Here is a 15169-nt window from a genome sequence, read left to right on the forward strand (position 1 = left end):
GTCAGCAAGGGATGGCTCCAGATGCCTATGACTTCGATCGACAATGCGCCGAACCCGGCGCGCGCCCCGGGCTTCCGGACGGGGATCGGCCGTCAGGCCCTTGGATGACGGCACCGCCCTCCTCTCCCCCGGCGGCGCCGGTCCTGGGCCTGCTCGCCCGTCTCGGCGGGCCGCATCGGCGCGGGCGGCAATTCGGCTCGCAGGGATGGCCACGGCCGCTGGAACCCGCGCTGCCGGAGGCGCAGCTGCCATCCCTTCGCGCCCGCCTTGCCCCGGTGCTCGCACGGTTGAACGCCGACCGGCAGGCGTGGGTCGCCCGGACCGAGCGCGAGCTGCGGCTCGCGGCCGGTCTGGCCGCCCTCGCCGGTTTGGTGCTTGGCTGGAGCATGGGCGGATTGCCTCTCGGCCTGGCGCTGATGCTCGGCGGCGCGGCTTTCGCGCTCCTCTTGCTGATGGGCCGGGTCCAGGGCAGCCCGCGCACGGCGACCAAACACGCCATCGTCGGGGCGCTGGCGCCCGAGCTGACCGGCCTCACCTCGGTTCCCCCCGATGCGCGCGCGGCGCTTTTCACCCCAGCAAAGCTCGAGGGCTGGCGCCTTGCCCGCCCTTTCCACAACGTCACCGTGGACGAGTGCCTGACCGGCGAGCGGGAGGGCTATCACGCCCGGGTCGCCCGCATCGGCCTCTATATCGGCAACGCAAACAACCGCGAGGCCGAGGTCGGGGGCGGGCTTTGCCTCGTCGCTGTCGAGCTGACGGCGGGCGACGACCATGACGGCACACCGACCCTCGTGATCCCCACCGATGCCGCCCGTGCCCTGCGTGCGGCGGCGCTGTCCCCAAGACCGCCGCAGATCGCCACGGGAGACGCCGATTTCGACGCGCGTTATCACGTATTTGGCGATGCGGCGTCCCTTGGCGCGCAAGCCCGCGCGGCTTTCGCGGCGCTGGAGGCCGTGACCCGCGCCGACCCGACCTGCACCCGAGAAGTCCCGCCGGGCACCGGTCTGCGCCCCTTCGTGATCCTGCGCCCGGGCCGGGTGACCGTGCTGACCCCGCTTGCGCTTTTCGACGGCGCCTTCGACCCGCCGCCCGTCTGGCAGTCGCTCGACGCCGATACCCTGATCCCGCACTTCGCCTCGGACCTGCTGGCCCTGGACCAGCATCTGACGGCGGCCCTCGCCCTGACGAAAGGACTTTCCCGATGATCCGCCCCCTGCGCCTGCTGACCGGGCTCGCCCTCGCCGCAAGCCTTGCCCATCCAGCCCTGGCCGAGCGGGTTTCGGTCCTCGTCTTCGACGCCTCGGGCTCGATGTGGAACCGGGTGGAGGGCGACCTGAGCCGGATCGAGGTTGCCCGGGACGTGATGGGCGAGTATTTCGCCAGCCGCGACGGCGCTGTGCCGCTGTCGGTGATCGCCTATGGCCACAACCGGCGGGGCGATTGCCGCGACATCGAGGTCGTGGCGCCGATGGGTCAGGGCTCGCCCGATGCGCTGGAGCGGCGGTTGCGCGGGCTGATGCCGCGCGGCATGACGCCCCTGACCGACAGCCTGGCGCTGGCCCGCGCTCAGATCCCGCCCACGGCCGAAGCGGCCGACATCATCCTCGTCACCGACGGGCTCGAGACTTGCGAGGGCGACCCCTGCGCGCTGGCCGCGAGCCTCGCCGCCGAGGGGATCGAGATTCGCGCCCATGTGGTGGGGTTCGGTCTCAGCCGGGCCGAGCTGGAGGGGCTGTCGTGCATCACCGAACAGACCGGCGGAATGATGTTCGACACCAATTCCGGCGCCGAACTGGCCGCGGCCCTGCAACAAGTCAGCGCCGCCGAGCCAGCGCCACCCGCCCCGCCGCCCACGCCGGAACCCGAACCCGCCGCGGCCTTCGATCTGGGCGACCGGGCCGAGGCCGGGTTCGCCTACCGCATCCGCTGGAACGGCGAGGCCACGTTTGTCGATTACATCGGCTTCGTCCCGCAGGGCGGCACCGACATGACGGCCGCGATCAGCTACCAGACGATCGGCGGGACCGGCGCCGCACCCAACAACCCCGTGACCCGCACCGCGCCGACCGAGCCGGGGATGTATGACCTCGTGCTGGTGACCGCCCGCGCCGGGATCATCGCCCGCCAGGCGGTCGAGGTCGTGGCGCCGCATCTGGGCTTCGAGGCCATCGGCTCGGTCGAGCCGGGCGCGCGGGTGGTCTTCACCTTCCGCGGCCCCGAACGGGTCGAGGAACGCATCGTCATCGCCCGCCCCGGGGATCCGCCCAACGCCCAGATCGGCGACTGGGGCTATGCACTGCACAAGAACGGCACCATCCGCCTGACAGTGCCCGACCAACCCGGCGACTATGAAATACGTTATCTGAACCGGGGACGGACCGAGATCCTCTTCTCGCGGCGCTTCGGCGTCGGCATTCCCTTCGCGGATGAAGACCTGACCAGCGCCTCCGACCTCGCCGCTGCGGCTTTTGCCGCAACCCAGGGCGACGCCGATCAGGACGCCATCGCCGCAATACCGGCCACCTTCCGCCTGCCCGCGGGCGTGCCCGACAGCCCGGTCAGCTGGGACGGCATCCCCCTCGACCCGGACATGGCGCCCGAGGCCTGGGCACCGACGGAGACCGGCCGCGTCGTCTCGGGCCTGTTCGAACCGGGTCGCTGGCGCATCAGCGCCCGGGCGCCGGGCGAGGTGGTCTATTCGGCCGAGGTGACGATCTTTCCGGGCCAAGCCAATGACGTGACCCTGACAATGGTGGACGAGGCGTCGGACGGCGCACTGGTCGGCGGATGGATCGTCTGGGCGATTCCCCCGCGCGACATCGACGAAGCGCCGATGGACATGGCGCATCTGACGCTGCGGCTCAACGATGAACGGCAGGATTACATCGGCAGCGTGACCCCCCGTCGCGGCATGGGACCCGACGCGATACCGGGAGAGCTGCTGTCGGTGGTCGTGGAATTCGGCGATCTCTTCATCGAGTTCGCGCAGCCGCGCATCACGCCCGAGCCCCTGCGTCTGGCCTTGTCGCCGCAGGGCGCGGGCTTCGTCGGCACCCTCTTTGCCGGCGCCGAGGAATTGCCGGTGGCCTATTGGCCAGAGGACGCGCCGCTGGATCTGCCACTCTGGCGCGACGCGGCCTTCGGACCCGGGACGCCAAACGACAGCGACCGCTTTGCGATCGCCCATCGCTGCACCGAACCGACCTGCGCGCTGGTGATCGACGGGCTGGCGGTGACGCTGGAACAGGGCTGGTCACTCACCGCGCCTGCCTGGGTCGGCGCAACCGGCGGGGCGCATCCGCTCGACGCGCCACGGGTCCATTTCTTCGGCCCGGATAACGCGAGCCTGCACCTCAACCCGCATCAATGGCTGGTCAGCAACGGCCCCTGCATGCAGACGGACGCCGGGGCGCTCTGCCTCTTCCACGACAGCCCGCCGCACGCCGCTGCGGCCGCCGTGCCCCTGTCGATGTCGCTGCGGCTTGTCGATCGCGCCACGGCTCCGGCAGCATCGCAGCCCGCCAAAGACCCGGGGAGGCAATCAGCGACGCCCGCGCCCGGCCGCGGCCTTGTCCCCGTCGAGCTGCCCGAAGGGTTGAGCCCCGAGGCCCTGCTCGAGCGTCTCCTGCCCGGCCTGACCACGGAGTAACCTGATGACACACCTTATCTTTCCCCGCCTCGCCTTGGCGATTGCCTGCATCGCGCTCTTGCCCCTGCCGATAGCGGCACAGGATCTGCCGCGGATCACCAGTGGTGTGACCCGAACCGATGCCGATGGGCTGATCGTCGCGACCTGCCGACAGGGTGAGGGCTGTCACTGCTATCAATCGGCGCATTCGTTGGCGACGCTGGCGACCCAAACGGACGTTACGCCGCCTCCGGGCATCGACGCTCCCATCCTGGTCAGCACCGGGGACCGGCTCTATTGGAGCGCGGAGAGCGGCCATGCCGTGGATCTGGTCTATGGCGGCGACGGTCTTTGCGATCCCCAGGTCTTTCCCGAGGCCGAGACGGGGCTGCCCCGCAACGGCGACTGGGCGATGACGATCACCGGGCACAGCCTGTCGGGATGCCCCGATCAGGTGGCGGCAGCCATCGGCGGTGATATCGGCATCGGCCGGACCGAGCGTCGCGCCATCACCTGGCCCCGGCCCTTCTCGATGGCGCCGCTCACCGCCGACAATCCCGCTGCCGGCCCCTGGATCGACCAGGGCGGCGGTGTCTGGAGCACCGAGGTGCTGAACACCGGCGGTGCCATGGGCGCCAACGCCCGGGTGACGATGACGGCGCGCATCCTGAGCCCGGTCGAGATCGCGGTGACGAGTGTCTTCTCGACCGACGCGCTGGCGATCATCACCGGCCAGACCTGCCGGTCGACGACGGAAGCAAGGCTTCGTCGTCAGGGCTGAGGGCACGGAGGGAAGACGGTCGTCGCCACACCTCCCCCGCGGGCCCGGCGGCTGCAGCCATGGCTGTCGTCGGCCCGCAGCCCTCGCGTCGCGGGGCCTCAGCCCGATCCGGCCGTCTCATCCCACCGCGAGGATCGAGTAGTCCGGGCTGCCCTGCCAGACCAGATCCCACGAAGCCCCGGGTCGCACACTCTGGATCGCGCGGGGCTCGAAGCAGACCAGGCAGTTCCCTCCTGGTCCGGGGGCCCGGACCGAGGGATAGATCAGCCCCCGTGAGCCCCCGCGCTGCAGGTGCTGCGCCAGGGCCTGACCCTCGGGGTAGCCGATCTCGGGATCGGGGTGCAGCGCCGGATGCTCGGGCTCATCGGTGAGGTCGTCGAACACACCGATGAAATCGGCCAGCAATTCGACATAGCGGGCGCTGTCCTCATAGCAGCCGGTGAAGCCCAGCTCGCGCGTGCGGTGCCAGGCGACCTCGGAGACCGAGACCATCACGTCCCAGGCGCAATACCAGGCGCCGCGCGCGTCGGTGTTGAAGCGGTTGCCGCCCGCCCTTGTATAGGTGAAGGCCGCGTTGATGTGACTGTCGCCGTAAAGCCGCAAGTCGCGGCTGCGGCGCTGCCAGGCCAGTTCGCGCGGGTCGAGATGCGGGTTGCGGCCGCGTTCGGCCAACAGGCGCCCGCTGGTCATCCCCTCGATCTCGGCCAGGATGGCCAACTCGTCGTCGCTGTCGACCAGACCGCGCAGCGCGGGCGGTTTGTGGTAGGTGGCGGGCAAGAGGCGAACGAGACCGCGGTCGGAAATCCCGGTCTGCCTCATGCACCGCCCCTGAGCGCGTCGAGATAGGTGCGGATGGCCAGGATCTGCGGCAAGCCCCCCTCGATGGCGGTATCGACCGGGCGCAGGCCGCCGAACAGCGGGCCGGTATTCGGCCGGGAGAACCAGCCCCGCGCCAGCGGCTCGGAGAAATAGAGCTCCAGCGATTTGTAGATGCCGATGACAGCGCTGAGCCGCAGCAGCTGATCCTTGGTCAGTTCCCCGGTAAAATCTGGCTTGCGGGCGCGTTTCCAGGTGCTTTCGGACATGTCGGCCAGCGCCGCGGCCTCTTTCAGGCTCAGCGCCCAGGCATCGACGATCCGCGCATAGGCCTTGAGCGCGATGGCGTTCACCTGGACAGGCTGGCGGATTCTGGCGGCAACGGGCATCTTGGCTCTCCTTTGGGCTCAAGATAGGTCATATGGCCGCAATGTAAAGTCCATATGAACCAATCGACCGCGCGCATCCAAGCGAAAAGGGGCGGTTTGTCCCCCGCCCCTGTCGTGTCCATGACCGCAATGACGGATCAGACCTTCTTCTTCACCGCCTCATAGGCGTGTTTCTCGTGCCGCCAGCCAAGAATCACGGCGGCGACGATGGCGGCCAGGCACAGACCCAGCCAGACGCCCTCGACACTGCCGTAGCCGGTGAAGATGGCCCCGGTGATCCCGTCCCAGGTATTGGCTTCAAAAGGCGCTTCCATAGGGGGTTTCCTTTCCTGTTGCTTGGGGGACCGGCAGAGGTTCCCGCCGGTCCGGTTGCCTTATTCCGCCGGGCTGACCGAGGCGTTGATCCCCTCGGGATAGGCCCGCGACGGAACCTTGACGGCATCGAGGCCCAGGATCTCGACCTCGGGCGGGACCCGGAGTTGGCCGGTGACCTTCAGGATCAGCGACACCACATAGCCCGGGACGAAGCCCAAAAGGCCCATCGTCACCGCGCCAACCAGCTGACCCAGGAACGAGGTGGTCGCGACATCCTCGCCCGCCAGCGCCGGATAGCCCTGCGCGGCGATACCGACGGCCAGGAGGCCCCACATGCCGAGGAACCCGTGCACCGCAAAGGCGCCGACCGCGTCGTCGATCCCCCGCCGTTCGAGGAACGAGGCGACGAAGGGCATGGCCGAGGCGCCGATAAAGCCGATGGCGAAGGCCATGGGCGGATACCAGACATCAAGCCCCGCCGCGCAGGAGATGATCCCGCCAAGCGCGCCGGACATCATCCAGAAGGGATCGCGCGTCACCATCCAGGCGCCGATGATGCCGCCTGCAAAGCCCATGATCGTGTTGAAGGTCATGCCCGACAGCGTCATCGGCGTCCCGTAGATCGTGGCGCCCATGGTGGTGGACCAGCTCCAGGCCTCGCCCGGGACGATGACGCAGGCCATCAGGAAGCCCCAGAAACCGGCGATGATCAGCATGAGCCCGATCAGCGTCATCGGCATGGAATGCCCGGCGATCTGGTTGGCCGAGCCGTCCGGGTTGAACTTGCCCACGCGCGGCCCGAGGTTCAGCAAGACGCCCAGCGTGAAGAAGCCCGCGATCATGTGCACGACCCCCGCGGCGCCGAAATCGTGGTAGCCCCATTCGGTGACCAGCCAGCCGTCCGCATGCCAGCCCCAGGCGGCGGCCAGGATCCAGATGAAGGCGCCCAGCACGATGGCGAGGACCACAAAGCCGGTCAGGCGGATCCGCTCGATCAGAGCACCCGACAGGATCGAGGCGGTGGTCGCGGCAAAGAGGACGAAGGCGCCGAAGAACACCCCCGAGGATTTGTCATCGAGGTTCGGCCCCATGAAGGCCGACCAGGGCGCCGCGATGTCGGTCGCATAGCCGAAGCCCGAGATGCCCATCGCGCCCTCGGACCCGGTAAGGCCCGTGGGGAACGCCCAATAGACCCACCAGCCGATGAAATAGAAGAAGGGCACGATCATCGCAAAGGCGAGGATGTTCTTGATCCCCGAGGCCAGCGCGTTCTTCGACCGCGAGGCGCCCATTTCATAGGCCAGGAACCCGGCATGGATCAGCACCATGAGCGGGATCGAGAGGAAGTAATAGGTTTCGGCAAAGATCGTGTTGGTTGCGGCCGCGCTCGCCTGCAACTGGGCGACCGCTTCGGCCAAGGTTGAGATGTCCGTTTCCACGTGTGGCTCCCTGTCTCCAAAAGACGGCATGTCATCCAGCGTGTCGGGTTTTTGGTCTGCACCAATTCCGGGAATTGGCTCACTGGACCCTTTCACTCAGGCCTCACGATCACCGTGGGTCAATTATTTTTCTTACGAAGGGGTGCCCGCAGTGCGCTTTCCCGGGGATTCCGGCAAGGATCGGAAAAGGTGCTGAAGAAATATGCGTTCAAGCCCGATATCCAGCAAAATAAGGACAAGTCAGCGGGACAAACTCAGCCGCTGCGGCAGGGCATCGGGTGAGTCGCGCCTCCATGGCCGCAACGCGCGGTTGGCCGCTCCGGGCAGTCCGGAAGGTTCGGCCTGACGTAGGGAGGGGGTGTACCAATTGGACCGGATGGAAAAATCCACCCAGGTGCCAGATCGAAAAACGGGCCGCCTCCGGTCAGGAAGCGGCCCTGTGCGTGCCGGGACTCGAAGGGCTCAGCCGCGACTGTCCAGTCGTCCGGCGATCGTGTCCAGCGCGTGCCACAGGCTTTCCGCCGCCGAGCGCATGCCCCAGATCCCCAGCCGATCCTCGGCCCGGCGCAGGACATAGGTTCCCAGATGCTCGATCGGGCTGCGCGTGGCGCTGCCCGGGCCGAACCGCGCCTGGTCGATGTTCGCCGCGCGTTCGAGGAAGCGCTCGATGGGCGCGGCACCGGCCGAGGAGGCGATCTCGATTAGCACCCAGCCGTCGGTCTGTTCGGTGATCGAGGCGCCGGGCACCTTCTTCACCAGCGTTGCCGCGACATCCGTCTCGGCCGCACCGGGCAACTCCACCAGCCATTGCCCGGGGCCGGTCCAGATAAGCGTCAGGCCATCGGCGGCCTGCCAGCGGCCCGGCCCCGGCAGGTCCAGCGCGGGCGGCGGGGTGTCGCGGCGGAGCGCCAGCGAGGCCAGGCCGCACTCCGGCGTCTCGGTCAGGGTCAGCGCACCATGGGTCACGCGGCGCGGCGTGGCGGCGCCCAGGGCGCAGAGGGGGGACAGATCAGGCACGCAGGCGCCCTCCTTCGGGATCGACGAAATGGCTGGGGACGACGCGGACCGCGACCTCGCTGCCCTGCAACGGGTTGGCGGCGGCGATCACCTCGCCCATCCGGTTGGCACCATCTTCCAGAAACGCCAGCCCGATGGAGGAGCCGACATGCGGCGAATAGGCGGCCGAGGTGATCCAGCCCTGATCATGGGCCAGATCGCGTGGCGCGCCCTGAGCGAACAGATGCGAGCCCGGCACGACGGTATCCGTCGCATTGACGGGTTGCAGCCCGACGAGCAGGCGCTTTTCCGCCGCCAGCCCCTCGCGCCGGGACATGATGTTGCCGATCGCATCCTTCTTCGACGAGACCATCTTGCCCAGACCGATCATCTGGCCGGTGGTCTGGCCATTGAGTTCCGCCCCGGCGGCATGACCCTTCTCGATCCTGAGCACCCCCAGCGCCTCGGTCCCGTAGGGCGTGGCGCCGAGGTCGGCACCCGCCTCCATCAGCCGGGCCATCAGCGCATGGCCATAGCGCGCGGGCACCGCCAGCTCATAGGCCAGTTCCCCCGAGAACGAGATACGGAAAAGCCGCGCGCGGAGCCCGCCGCAGATGGTCAGCGGCGCGCAAGCCATGAAAGGAAACGCTTCGTTCGACAGGTCGAAACCGTCGACCAGCCGGGACAGGAGTTCCCGCGACTTCGGCCCCGCCACGGCGATCTGCGCCCAGGCGTCGGTGGTGGAAATCAGCTGCACATCCAGCTCGGGCCAGAGGCATTGCCGGGCGAATTCCATGTTCCGGTACACCGGCCCGGCATTGGCGGTCGTCGTGGTCACAACGTAATGATCCTCGGCCAGACGGGCACAGGTGCCGTCGTCATAGGCCGAGCCATCCTCGCGCAGCATGAGGCCATAGCGCACCATGCCGACCTTCAGGCTCGCCATCGCATTGGCATAGAGCCGGTCGAGGAAGAGCGTCGCATCGGCCCCCTGCACATCGACCTTGCCCAGCGTCGTCACATCGCACAGACCCACGCCCGCGCGGACCGCCAGAACCTCACGGTCGACGGAATGGCGCCAGTGGGTTTCGCCCGGGCGGACGAAATACTGCGCGCGCATCCAGGGGCCGACCTCGACGAAGGTGGCGCCGTTCGCCTTGGCCCAGTGGTGGGTCGGCGTCAGGCGACGGGGGCGGAAATGCGCGCCGGTATCGCCGCCGCCCAGCACGCCCATCGAGACGCCGGTATAGGGCGGGCGGAAGATGGTGGTGCCGGTCTGCGGGATGGTCTTGCCGGTCAGTTCCGCCATCACCGCCAGCGCGGTGACATTGGCGGTCTTGCCCTGATCGGTGGCCATGCCCAACGTGGTCCAGCGCTTCAGATGCTCGACCGGGCGCATGTTCTCCTTATGCGCGAGGGCAATGTCCTTGACGGTCACGTCGTTCTGGAAATCGACCCAGGCGCGGCGCTTGCCCGGCACATGCCAGATCGGCGCGGTGTTGTCCTGGCGCGCCTCGGCTTGCGGCAGGGGCAGCGCGGGCGCCGTGAGGCCCAGCTCCGCCAGCGCCTCGGTCGCGGCGCGCAGGCCATCGGCCAGCGCCTCGGCCGTGCTGCCCTTTCCGCCGCAGGCGCCCGCGGGGATCAATCCGCCCGGACCGCCCTGCCCCGGTACGAAGGCCAGACTCCGCTCGTCCCAGACCGGCCGCCCGCGATGGTGCGAGGCGAGATGCACGTTCGGGTTCCACCCGCCGGCAACCCCCAGCGCGCCCACTTGCAACGTATCGCTACCGCGCGAGGTCCGTACGGTGATCGAATGCAGGCCCAGCCGCCCCTGGGTGCCCACCACCTCGGCCTCGGGCAACAGGCGGTAGTCGCCCTGACGCTCGACCCCGCGGCGGGCGTCGATCACCGCAGCGACCGGCACACCCCTGGCCATCAGGTCCAGCGCGGTGCGGTGACCATCGTCGTTGTTGGTGAAGATCGCCACGGGCGCCGAGGTCCCCGGGCCGGTCGCCCAGCGGTTGGCATAAGCGCGCATGGCGCCTGCCAGCATGATGCCCGGACGGTCATTGTCGGCGAAGGGGATGTGCCGCTCGGTCGCGCCTGCCGCCAGCACCGCGCGCTTGGCCACGATCCGCCAAAGGGTCTGGCGCACCGCGCCGCCGGGCGTGGGCAGGTGATCCGAAACCCGCTCGACCGCACCATAGATCCCGTGGTCATAGACCCCGAAGATGACGGTGCGGGTCAGGATCCGGACATTCGGCAGGCTTTCCAGTTCGGCCTTCACCGCCTCGATCCACTCGGTCGCCGGCGCGCCGTCCAGCAGGTCGCTTTCCGCCAGCAGCCGCCCGCCCAGACGGAAATCCTCGTCCGCCAGGATCACCTTGGCGCCCGCCCGACCCGCGGCCAGCGCCGCCGCCAGACCCGCGGGACCGGCGCCGATCACCAAGAGGTCGGCGTGCAGATAGCCGCGGTCATAGGCGTCGGGATCGGGCAGTTCGGACAACTCGCCCAGCCCCGCCGCCCGGCGGATCGCCGGTTCATAGAGCTTTTCCCAGAAGGCGCGCGGCCACATGAAGGTCTTGTAATAGAACCCCGCCGCGAAGAAGGGCGACAGCAGGTCGTTCACCGCCAGCAGGTCGAAGTTCAGCGGCCCCACATGGTTCTGCGAGCGGGCGACGAGGCCGTCGTAAAGCTCGGCCATGGTGGCGCGGGTATTGGGCTCGGCCCGCGCGCCCTCGCGCAACGTGACCAGGGCGTTGGGTTCCTCGGACCCCGCCGCGACGATGCCGCGCGGCCGGTGATATTTGAAACTGCGTCCGACCAGCTGCACACCATTGGCCAGAAGCGCCGAGGCCAGCGTATCGCCGGGGTGCCCCTGATAGCGCTTGCCGTTGAAGGTGAAGTGGATCGTCTGGTTGCGGTCGATCATCCCGCCGGAAAGCCGGTTCATGCCGTCGCTCCCTTGCGCGCCAGAGACACGTCGCGGGCCAGTTCCGCGCCCAGAATTTCGTGCGTCAGCGTGTTGCGCGTCACCACCAGCCAGGACCGGTCGCCCTGTTCGTGGAACCACAGCTCGCGGTGAACCCCGGCCGGGTTGTCGCGCAGATAGACATACTCGGCCAGTTCCGCCTCATTGCCGCTGGTCGGACGGTCGATCAGCCGCGCGTCGCCGAGATAGGTGAATTCCTGCGCGTCGCGCAGGCCGAGAAGGGGGTGCGGGATCAGCATGGCAGCGCCCTCAATGCAGGTTGGGTTGGGCGCCGACGCCCTTTTCATCAATCACGCGGCCCTTCGCGAACCGGTCCAGCCGGTAGGCGGTGGCCGTCTCGTGCGGGGTATCGGTGGCCAGCAGATGGGCGAAGGCATAGCCCGAGGCAGGCGTCGCCTTGAACCCGCCATAGCACCAGCCCGCGTTCAGATAGAGCCCGTCCACCGGCGTCCGGTCGATAATCGGCGAGCCGTCCATCGACATGTCCATGACCCCGCCCCAGCTGCGCAGCAGACGCGCGCGCCCGATCCGGGGCATCAGGGCCATGCCGCCCTCGATCACATCCTCGACCACCGGCAGGTTGCCGCGTTGGGCATAGGAATTGTAGCCGTCGATATCGCCGCCAAAGACGAGACCGCCCTTGTCCGACTGGCTGACGTAGAAATGCCCGGCGCCGAAGGTGATGACCCCGTCAATCGCCGGTTTCAGCCCTTCCGAGACGAAGGCCTGCAGGACATGGCTCTCGATCGGCATGCGCAGCCCTGCCTGCGCCATCACGCGCGAGGTCGAGCCCGCGACCGCCACGCCGACCTTCTTTGCACGGATGGAGCCGCGGCTGGTCTCCACCCCCAGGATGCGGCCGTTCTCGATCTTCAGGCCGGTGACCTCGCAATTCTGGATGATGTCGACGCCGCGCAGATCGGCGGCGCGGGCATAGCCCCAGGCCACCCCGTCATGGCGCGCGGTCCCGGCCCGGCGTTGCAGCAGGCCGCCCTTGATCGGGAAGCGGGCGTTGTCGAAATTGAGCCAGGGATACATCTTGCGCACCCCCGCCTGGTCCAGCAATTCCGCCCCTGCCCCGGTCAGATGCATGGCGTTGCCGCGCCGACGGTAGGCGTCGCGCTGCGCGTCCGAATGATAGAGGTTCAGGATGCCGCGCTGGCTGACCATGGCGTTGAAATTGATCGACTGCTCCAGATTCTCCCACAGCTTCATCGAGAATTCGTAGAAGGGCTGGTTGCCGGGCAGCAGGTAGTTCGAGCGGATGATCGTCGTGTTCCGCCCGATGTTGCCGGACCCCAGCCAGCCCTTCTCCAGCACCGCCACCTTGCGGATGCCATAGACCTCGGCCAGGTAGAACGCGGTGGCGAGCCCATGCCCGCCGCCGCCAACGATCACCACGTCATACTCGGCCTGCGGATCGGGATCGCGCCACAGGGGCTTCCACCCCTTGTGGCCGGTCAGAGCCTCGGCAAATACCCGGAAACCGGAAAATCTCATCGGCGCGACTCCTTGGTTGGCACCGTCTGCATGGGGTCAGACTAGGGCTTCGGACGGGGTATTTCTTCCTTGATCCGGCCATTCTTTTCCGAAATCCTGCCATCATGAGTGTCAAGCGCATCGCCTTCGTCCTGATCGACGGATTCGCCCTGATGTCCACCGCCGCGGCGATGGAACCCTTGCGCGCGGCCAATCACCTGTCTGGTGAAAACCTCTATGATATCCGTATCTTCGCCCCGGATCCCGGGCCAGTCCGCGCCTCGCTCGGCAGCTGGTTCGAGGCCGAGGCCCTGCCCGCCGATCCCGCCGGTCTGGACATGGTCTTTGCCGTGGCCGGGGGCGATCCGCTGTCACCGCGCGACGCGCGGCTTTTCGACTGGCTCAAGCGCGTGGACCGGACCGGCGTGGCGCTTGGCGGGATCTCGGGCGGGGCGGCGATCCTGTGGCGGGCGGGGCTCCTGGATGGGCGGCGCTTCACCATCCACTGGCACCATATGGAGGCGATGCGGGCCGAAGCGCCGCGCGCGCTGATGGAGCAACGCCTCTTTGTCATCGACCGCGACCGCTACACCTGCGCGGGGGGCACCGCGCCCCTCGACATGATGCTGGCGATCATCGCGCGCGACCACGGCAGCCGCTTCGCCCGGCGCATCGCCGATTGGTTCATCCAGACCGAGATGCGCCCCGCCGATGCCCCGCAGCAGGGACGCGGCGGCCCGGGCCATGCCGCCCTGCCCGGTCCGGTCCGGGCGGCGCTGGAACTGATGGAGACCCATGTCGCCGACCCGCTGGACGTGGGCCAGATCGCCGCGCTGGTGGCCCTCTCGCCCCGCCAGTTGCAGCGCCATTTCACCGAGAGCCTGGGCGCCCCGGTGGCCGAGGTCTATCGCAACCTGCGGCTGGACGTGGCGCGCGATCTGGTGCGCCGTTCGTCCCTCAGAATGGGCGAGATCGCACTGATGGCCGGTTTCGCCAGTCAGGCGCATTTCTCGGAAGCCTTCCGCACCCGCTTCGGCCATCCGCCCCGCCGCGAGCGCGAGGGGGCCTCGTAGAACCCGACGGGAACGAGACAGGCACCTTCGTCTGGCTTCGACACCTTTTCGCGATGTCTTAACTGCAACGGTCACGAGCAATCTGCCTCATGAATCGCCCGAGCCCGCACCGACGACAGGGAATATGTCGACCCGTCCACCGCTTTGCCTTAGTAAAGAGGCCCAGGGGTTACTGGTAAACATGGTGGGATTGCGCAGGGCCGCTTGGCAGACGATGCCGAGCCTATCCGACCGCACCGACGCCGCCGGAAACACGATCGAAGAAGGGCGCGGGTTGCCAATGAAATCAAGTAGCCGCCAGCTTGGAAGCTTCGGATGCGCCGCGTCGTTCGAATAACCTATCTGCCCGCGGCGATTTCGATCGTTGTCGTCTTTCTGCTTTGGACCTCGGCCGAGTCGCAGAACCGTGCGGTGCATCAACAAGCCATGCGGCAGGAAGTCTTCGCGACGACCAGCGTGCTGCGCGCGCATATCGAAGGCACCTTGTCGTCGAATATCCAGCTCGTCCGCGGGCTGATCGCGACGCTCACCACCGAGCCGGACATGGATGCCGAGCGGTTCACCGAGTTGTCCTCAGCGCTGGCGGACCGCGATTCGCTGATCCGCAACCTCGCGGCCGCGCCCGACATGGTGATCCGCTACATCCATCCGCTGGAGGGGAACGCCTCTGCCATTGGCTTGGATTACATGGCGAATCCCACACAGCGCGAGGCCGCCATACGCGCTCGAGACAGCGGCGAGCTGGTTCTGGCGGGCCCGGTGAACCTGGTGCAGGGGGGCGTGGGCTTCGTCAGCCGTTTCCCCGTCTTCATCCCGGACGGCACCGACCAGGGCCGGTTCTGGGGGCTGGTCTCGGCGGTGATCGACGCCGACCGCTTCTACGCCGCAACCGGGCTCGTCGATGAGGACCTGACGATCAGCGTCGCCCTGCGCGGCGCGGATGCGAGCGGGCCGCGCGGGCCGGTTTTCTTCGGCGACGCCAGTGTCCTCGATCAGGATCCGGTGCAGATGCCGATCTCCCTGCCCTTCGGCAGCTGGCAGATCTCGGCCATTCCGCGCGGCGGCTGGCATCCGTCGCCGCCCAATCTCTGGACACTTCGGCTCTGGCTGCTGATGGGGGCCGGGCTGATCGTAATCCCCAGCCTGATGATGGGGCGGCTGCTGGACGAACGAGCGCGCAACGTCGGACGCCTGCAACAGGCCCTGCGCCGTCAGGGCGAGACGAACAGCCGCTATCAGAGCGTCTCGCGGATCAGCC

Annotated in this window: 13 protein-coding genes; 5 read left to right on the forward strand and 8 right to left on the reverse strand. The window is 68.2% G+C overall.

Translation table 11 applies throughout. The annotated features are described in order from the left end of the window. Positions 1–104: 104 nt before the first annotated feature. Genes VDQ18_RS10695 through VDQ18_RS10705 form a run of 3 tightly spaced genes read left to right on the forward strand, consistent with a single transcriptional unit; the run spans position 105 to position 4412 of the window. The gene (locus tag VDQ18_RS10695; protein WP_323020927.1) at positions 105–1208 is read left to right on the forward strand and encodes a hypothetical protein; all 1104 of its coding nucleotides are present in this window, start codon (positions 105–107) and stop codon (positions 1206–1208) included. Next, complete coding sequence (locus tag VDQ18_RS10700; protein ID WP_323020928.1) at positions 1205–3652, forward strand: vWA domain-containing protein; 2448 nt, start codon at positions 1205–1207, stop codon at positions 3650–3652. Before VDQ18_RS10695 ends, VDQ18_RS10700 begins: the two co-directional genes overlap by 4 nt. 4 nt (positions 3653–3656) lie before the next feature. Beyond that, positions 3657–4412 carry a hypothetical protein gene (locus VDQ18_RS10705; protein WP_323020929.1) on the forward strand — a complete coding sequence of 252 codons (756 nt, stop codon included), beginning with the start codon at positions 3657–3659 and terminating at the stop codon, positions 4410–4412. A gap of 117 nt (positions 4413–4529) precedes the next feature. On the opposite strand, the gene VDQ18_RS10710 is transcribed toward VDQ18_RS10705, so the two are convergent. The 8 genes from VDQ18_RS10710 to VDQ18_RS10745 form a co-directional block, all read right to left on the reverse strand. Next, the gene (locus VDQ18_RS10710) at positions 4530–5231 is read right to left on the reverse strand and encodes an RES family NAD+ phosphorylase (protein ID WP_323020930.1); all 702 of its coding nucleotides are present in this window, start codon (positions 5229–5231) and stop codon (positions 4530–4532) included. Then, complete coding sequence (locus VDQ18_RS10715; RefSeq protein WP_323020931.1) at positions 5228–5617, reverse strand: MbcA/ParS/Xre antitoxin family protein; 390 nt, start codon at positions 5615–5617, stop codon at positions 5228–5230. The genes VDQ18_RS10710 and VDQ18_RS10715 overlap by 4 nt, the downstream gene beginning before the upstream one ends. Before the next feature lie 137 nt (positions 5618–5754). After that, positions 5755–5931: a hypothetical protein gene (locus VDQ18_RS10720; protein WP_323020932.1), complete on the reverse strand. Its 177-nt coding sequence runs from the start codon at positions 5929–5931 to the stop codon at positions 5755–5757. Between the two features lie 60 nt (positions 5932–5991). Further along, the gene (locus VDQ18_RS10725) at positions 5992–7371 is read right to left on the reverse strand and encodes an ammonium transporter (protein ID WP_323020933.1); all 1380 of its coding nucleotides are present in this window, start codon (positions 7369–7371) and stop codon (positions 5992–5994) included. 462 nt (positions 7372–7833) lie between these two features. Beyond that, positions 7834–8388 carry a sarcosine oxidase subunit gamma gene (locus VDQ18_RS10730; RefSeq protein WP_323020934.1) on the reverse strand — a complete coding sequence of 185 codons (555 nt, stop codon included), beginning with the start codon at positions 8386–8388 and terminating at the stop codon, positions 7834–7836. Continuing rightward, positions 8381–11320: a sarcosine oxidase subunit alpha family protein gene (locus tag VDQ18_RS10735; protein ID WP_323020935.1), complete on the reverse strand. Its 2940-nt coding sequence runs from the start codon at positions 11318–11320 to the stop codon at positions 8381–8383. The genes VDQ18_RS10730 and VDQ18_RS10735 overlap by 8 nt, the downstream gene beginning before the upstream one ends. Further along, positions 11317–11598 carry a sarcosine oxidase subunit delta gene (locus VDQ18_RS10740; protein WP_323020936.1) on the reverse strand — a complete coding sequence of 94 codons (282 nt, stop codon included), beginning with the start codon at positions 11596–11598 and terminating at the stop codon, positions 11317–11319. The genes VDQ18_RS10735 and VDQ18_RS10740 overlap by 4 nt, the downstream gene beginning before the upstream one ends. 10 nt (positions 11599–11608) lie before the next feature. After that, positions 11609–12859 (reverse strand): sarcosine oxidase subunit beta family protein, encoded by a 1251-nt coding sequence (locus VDQ18_RS10745; RefSeq protein ID WP_323020937.1) that lies wholly within the window; start codon positions 12857–12859, stop codon positions 11609–11611. A gap of 104 nt (positions 12860–12963) precedes the next feature. Between VDQ18_RS10745 and VDQ18_RS10750 the strand changes: the two genes are divergently transcribed. Together VDQ18_RS10750 and VDQ18_RS10755 are read left to right on the forward strand one after the other, a co-directional pair. After that, positions 12964–13911, forward strand: coding sequence for a GlxA family transcriptional regulator (locus VDQ18_RS10750; protein ID WP_323020938.1), 948 nt, complete (start codon positions 12964–12966; stop codon positions 13909–13911). Between the two features lie 315 nt (positions 13912–14226). Next, positions 14227–15169 (forward strand): CHASE domain-containing protein (locus VDQ18_RS10755; protein ID WP_323020939.1); only part of this gene is annotated, 943 nt, incomplete at its 3' end.

This window comes from Pararhodobacter sp., assembly GCF_034676075.1.
Classification (GTDB): Bacteria; Pseudomonadota; Alphaproteobacteria; order Rhodobacterales; family Rhodobacteraceae; genus Pararhodobacter.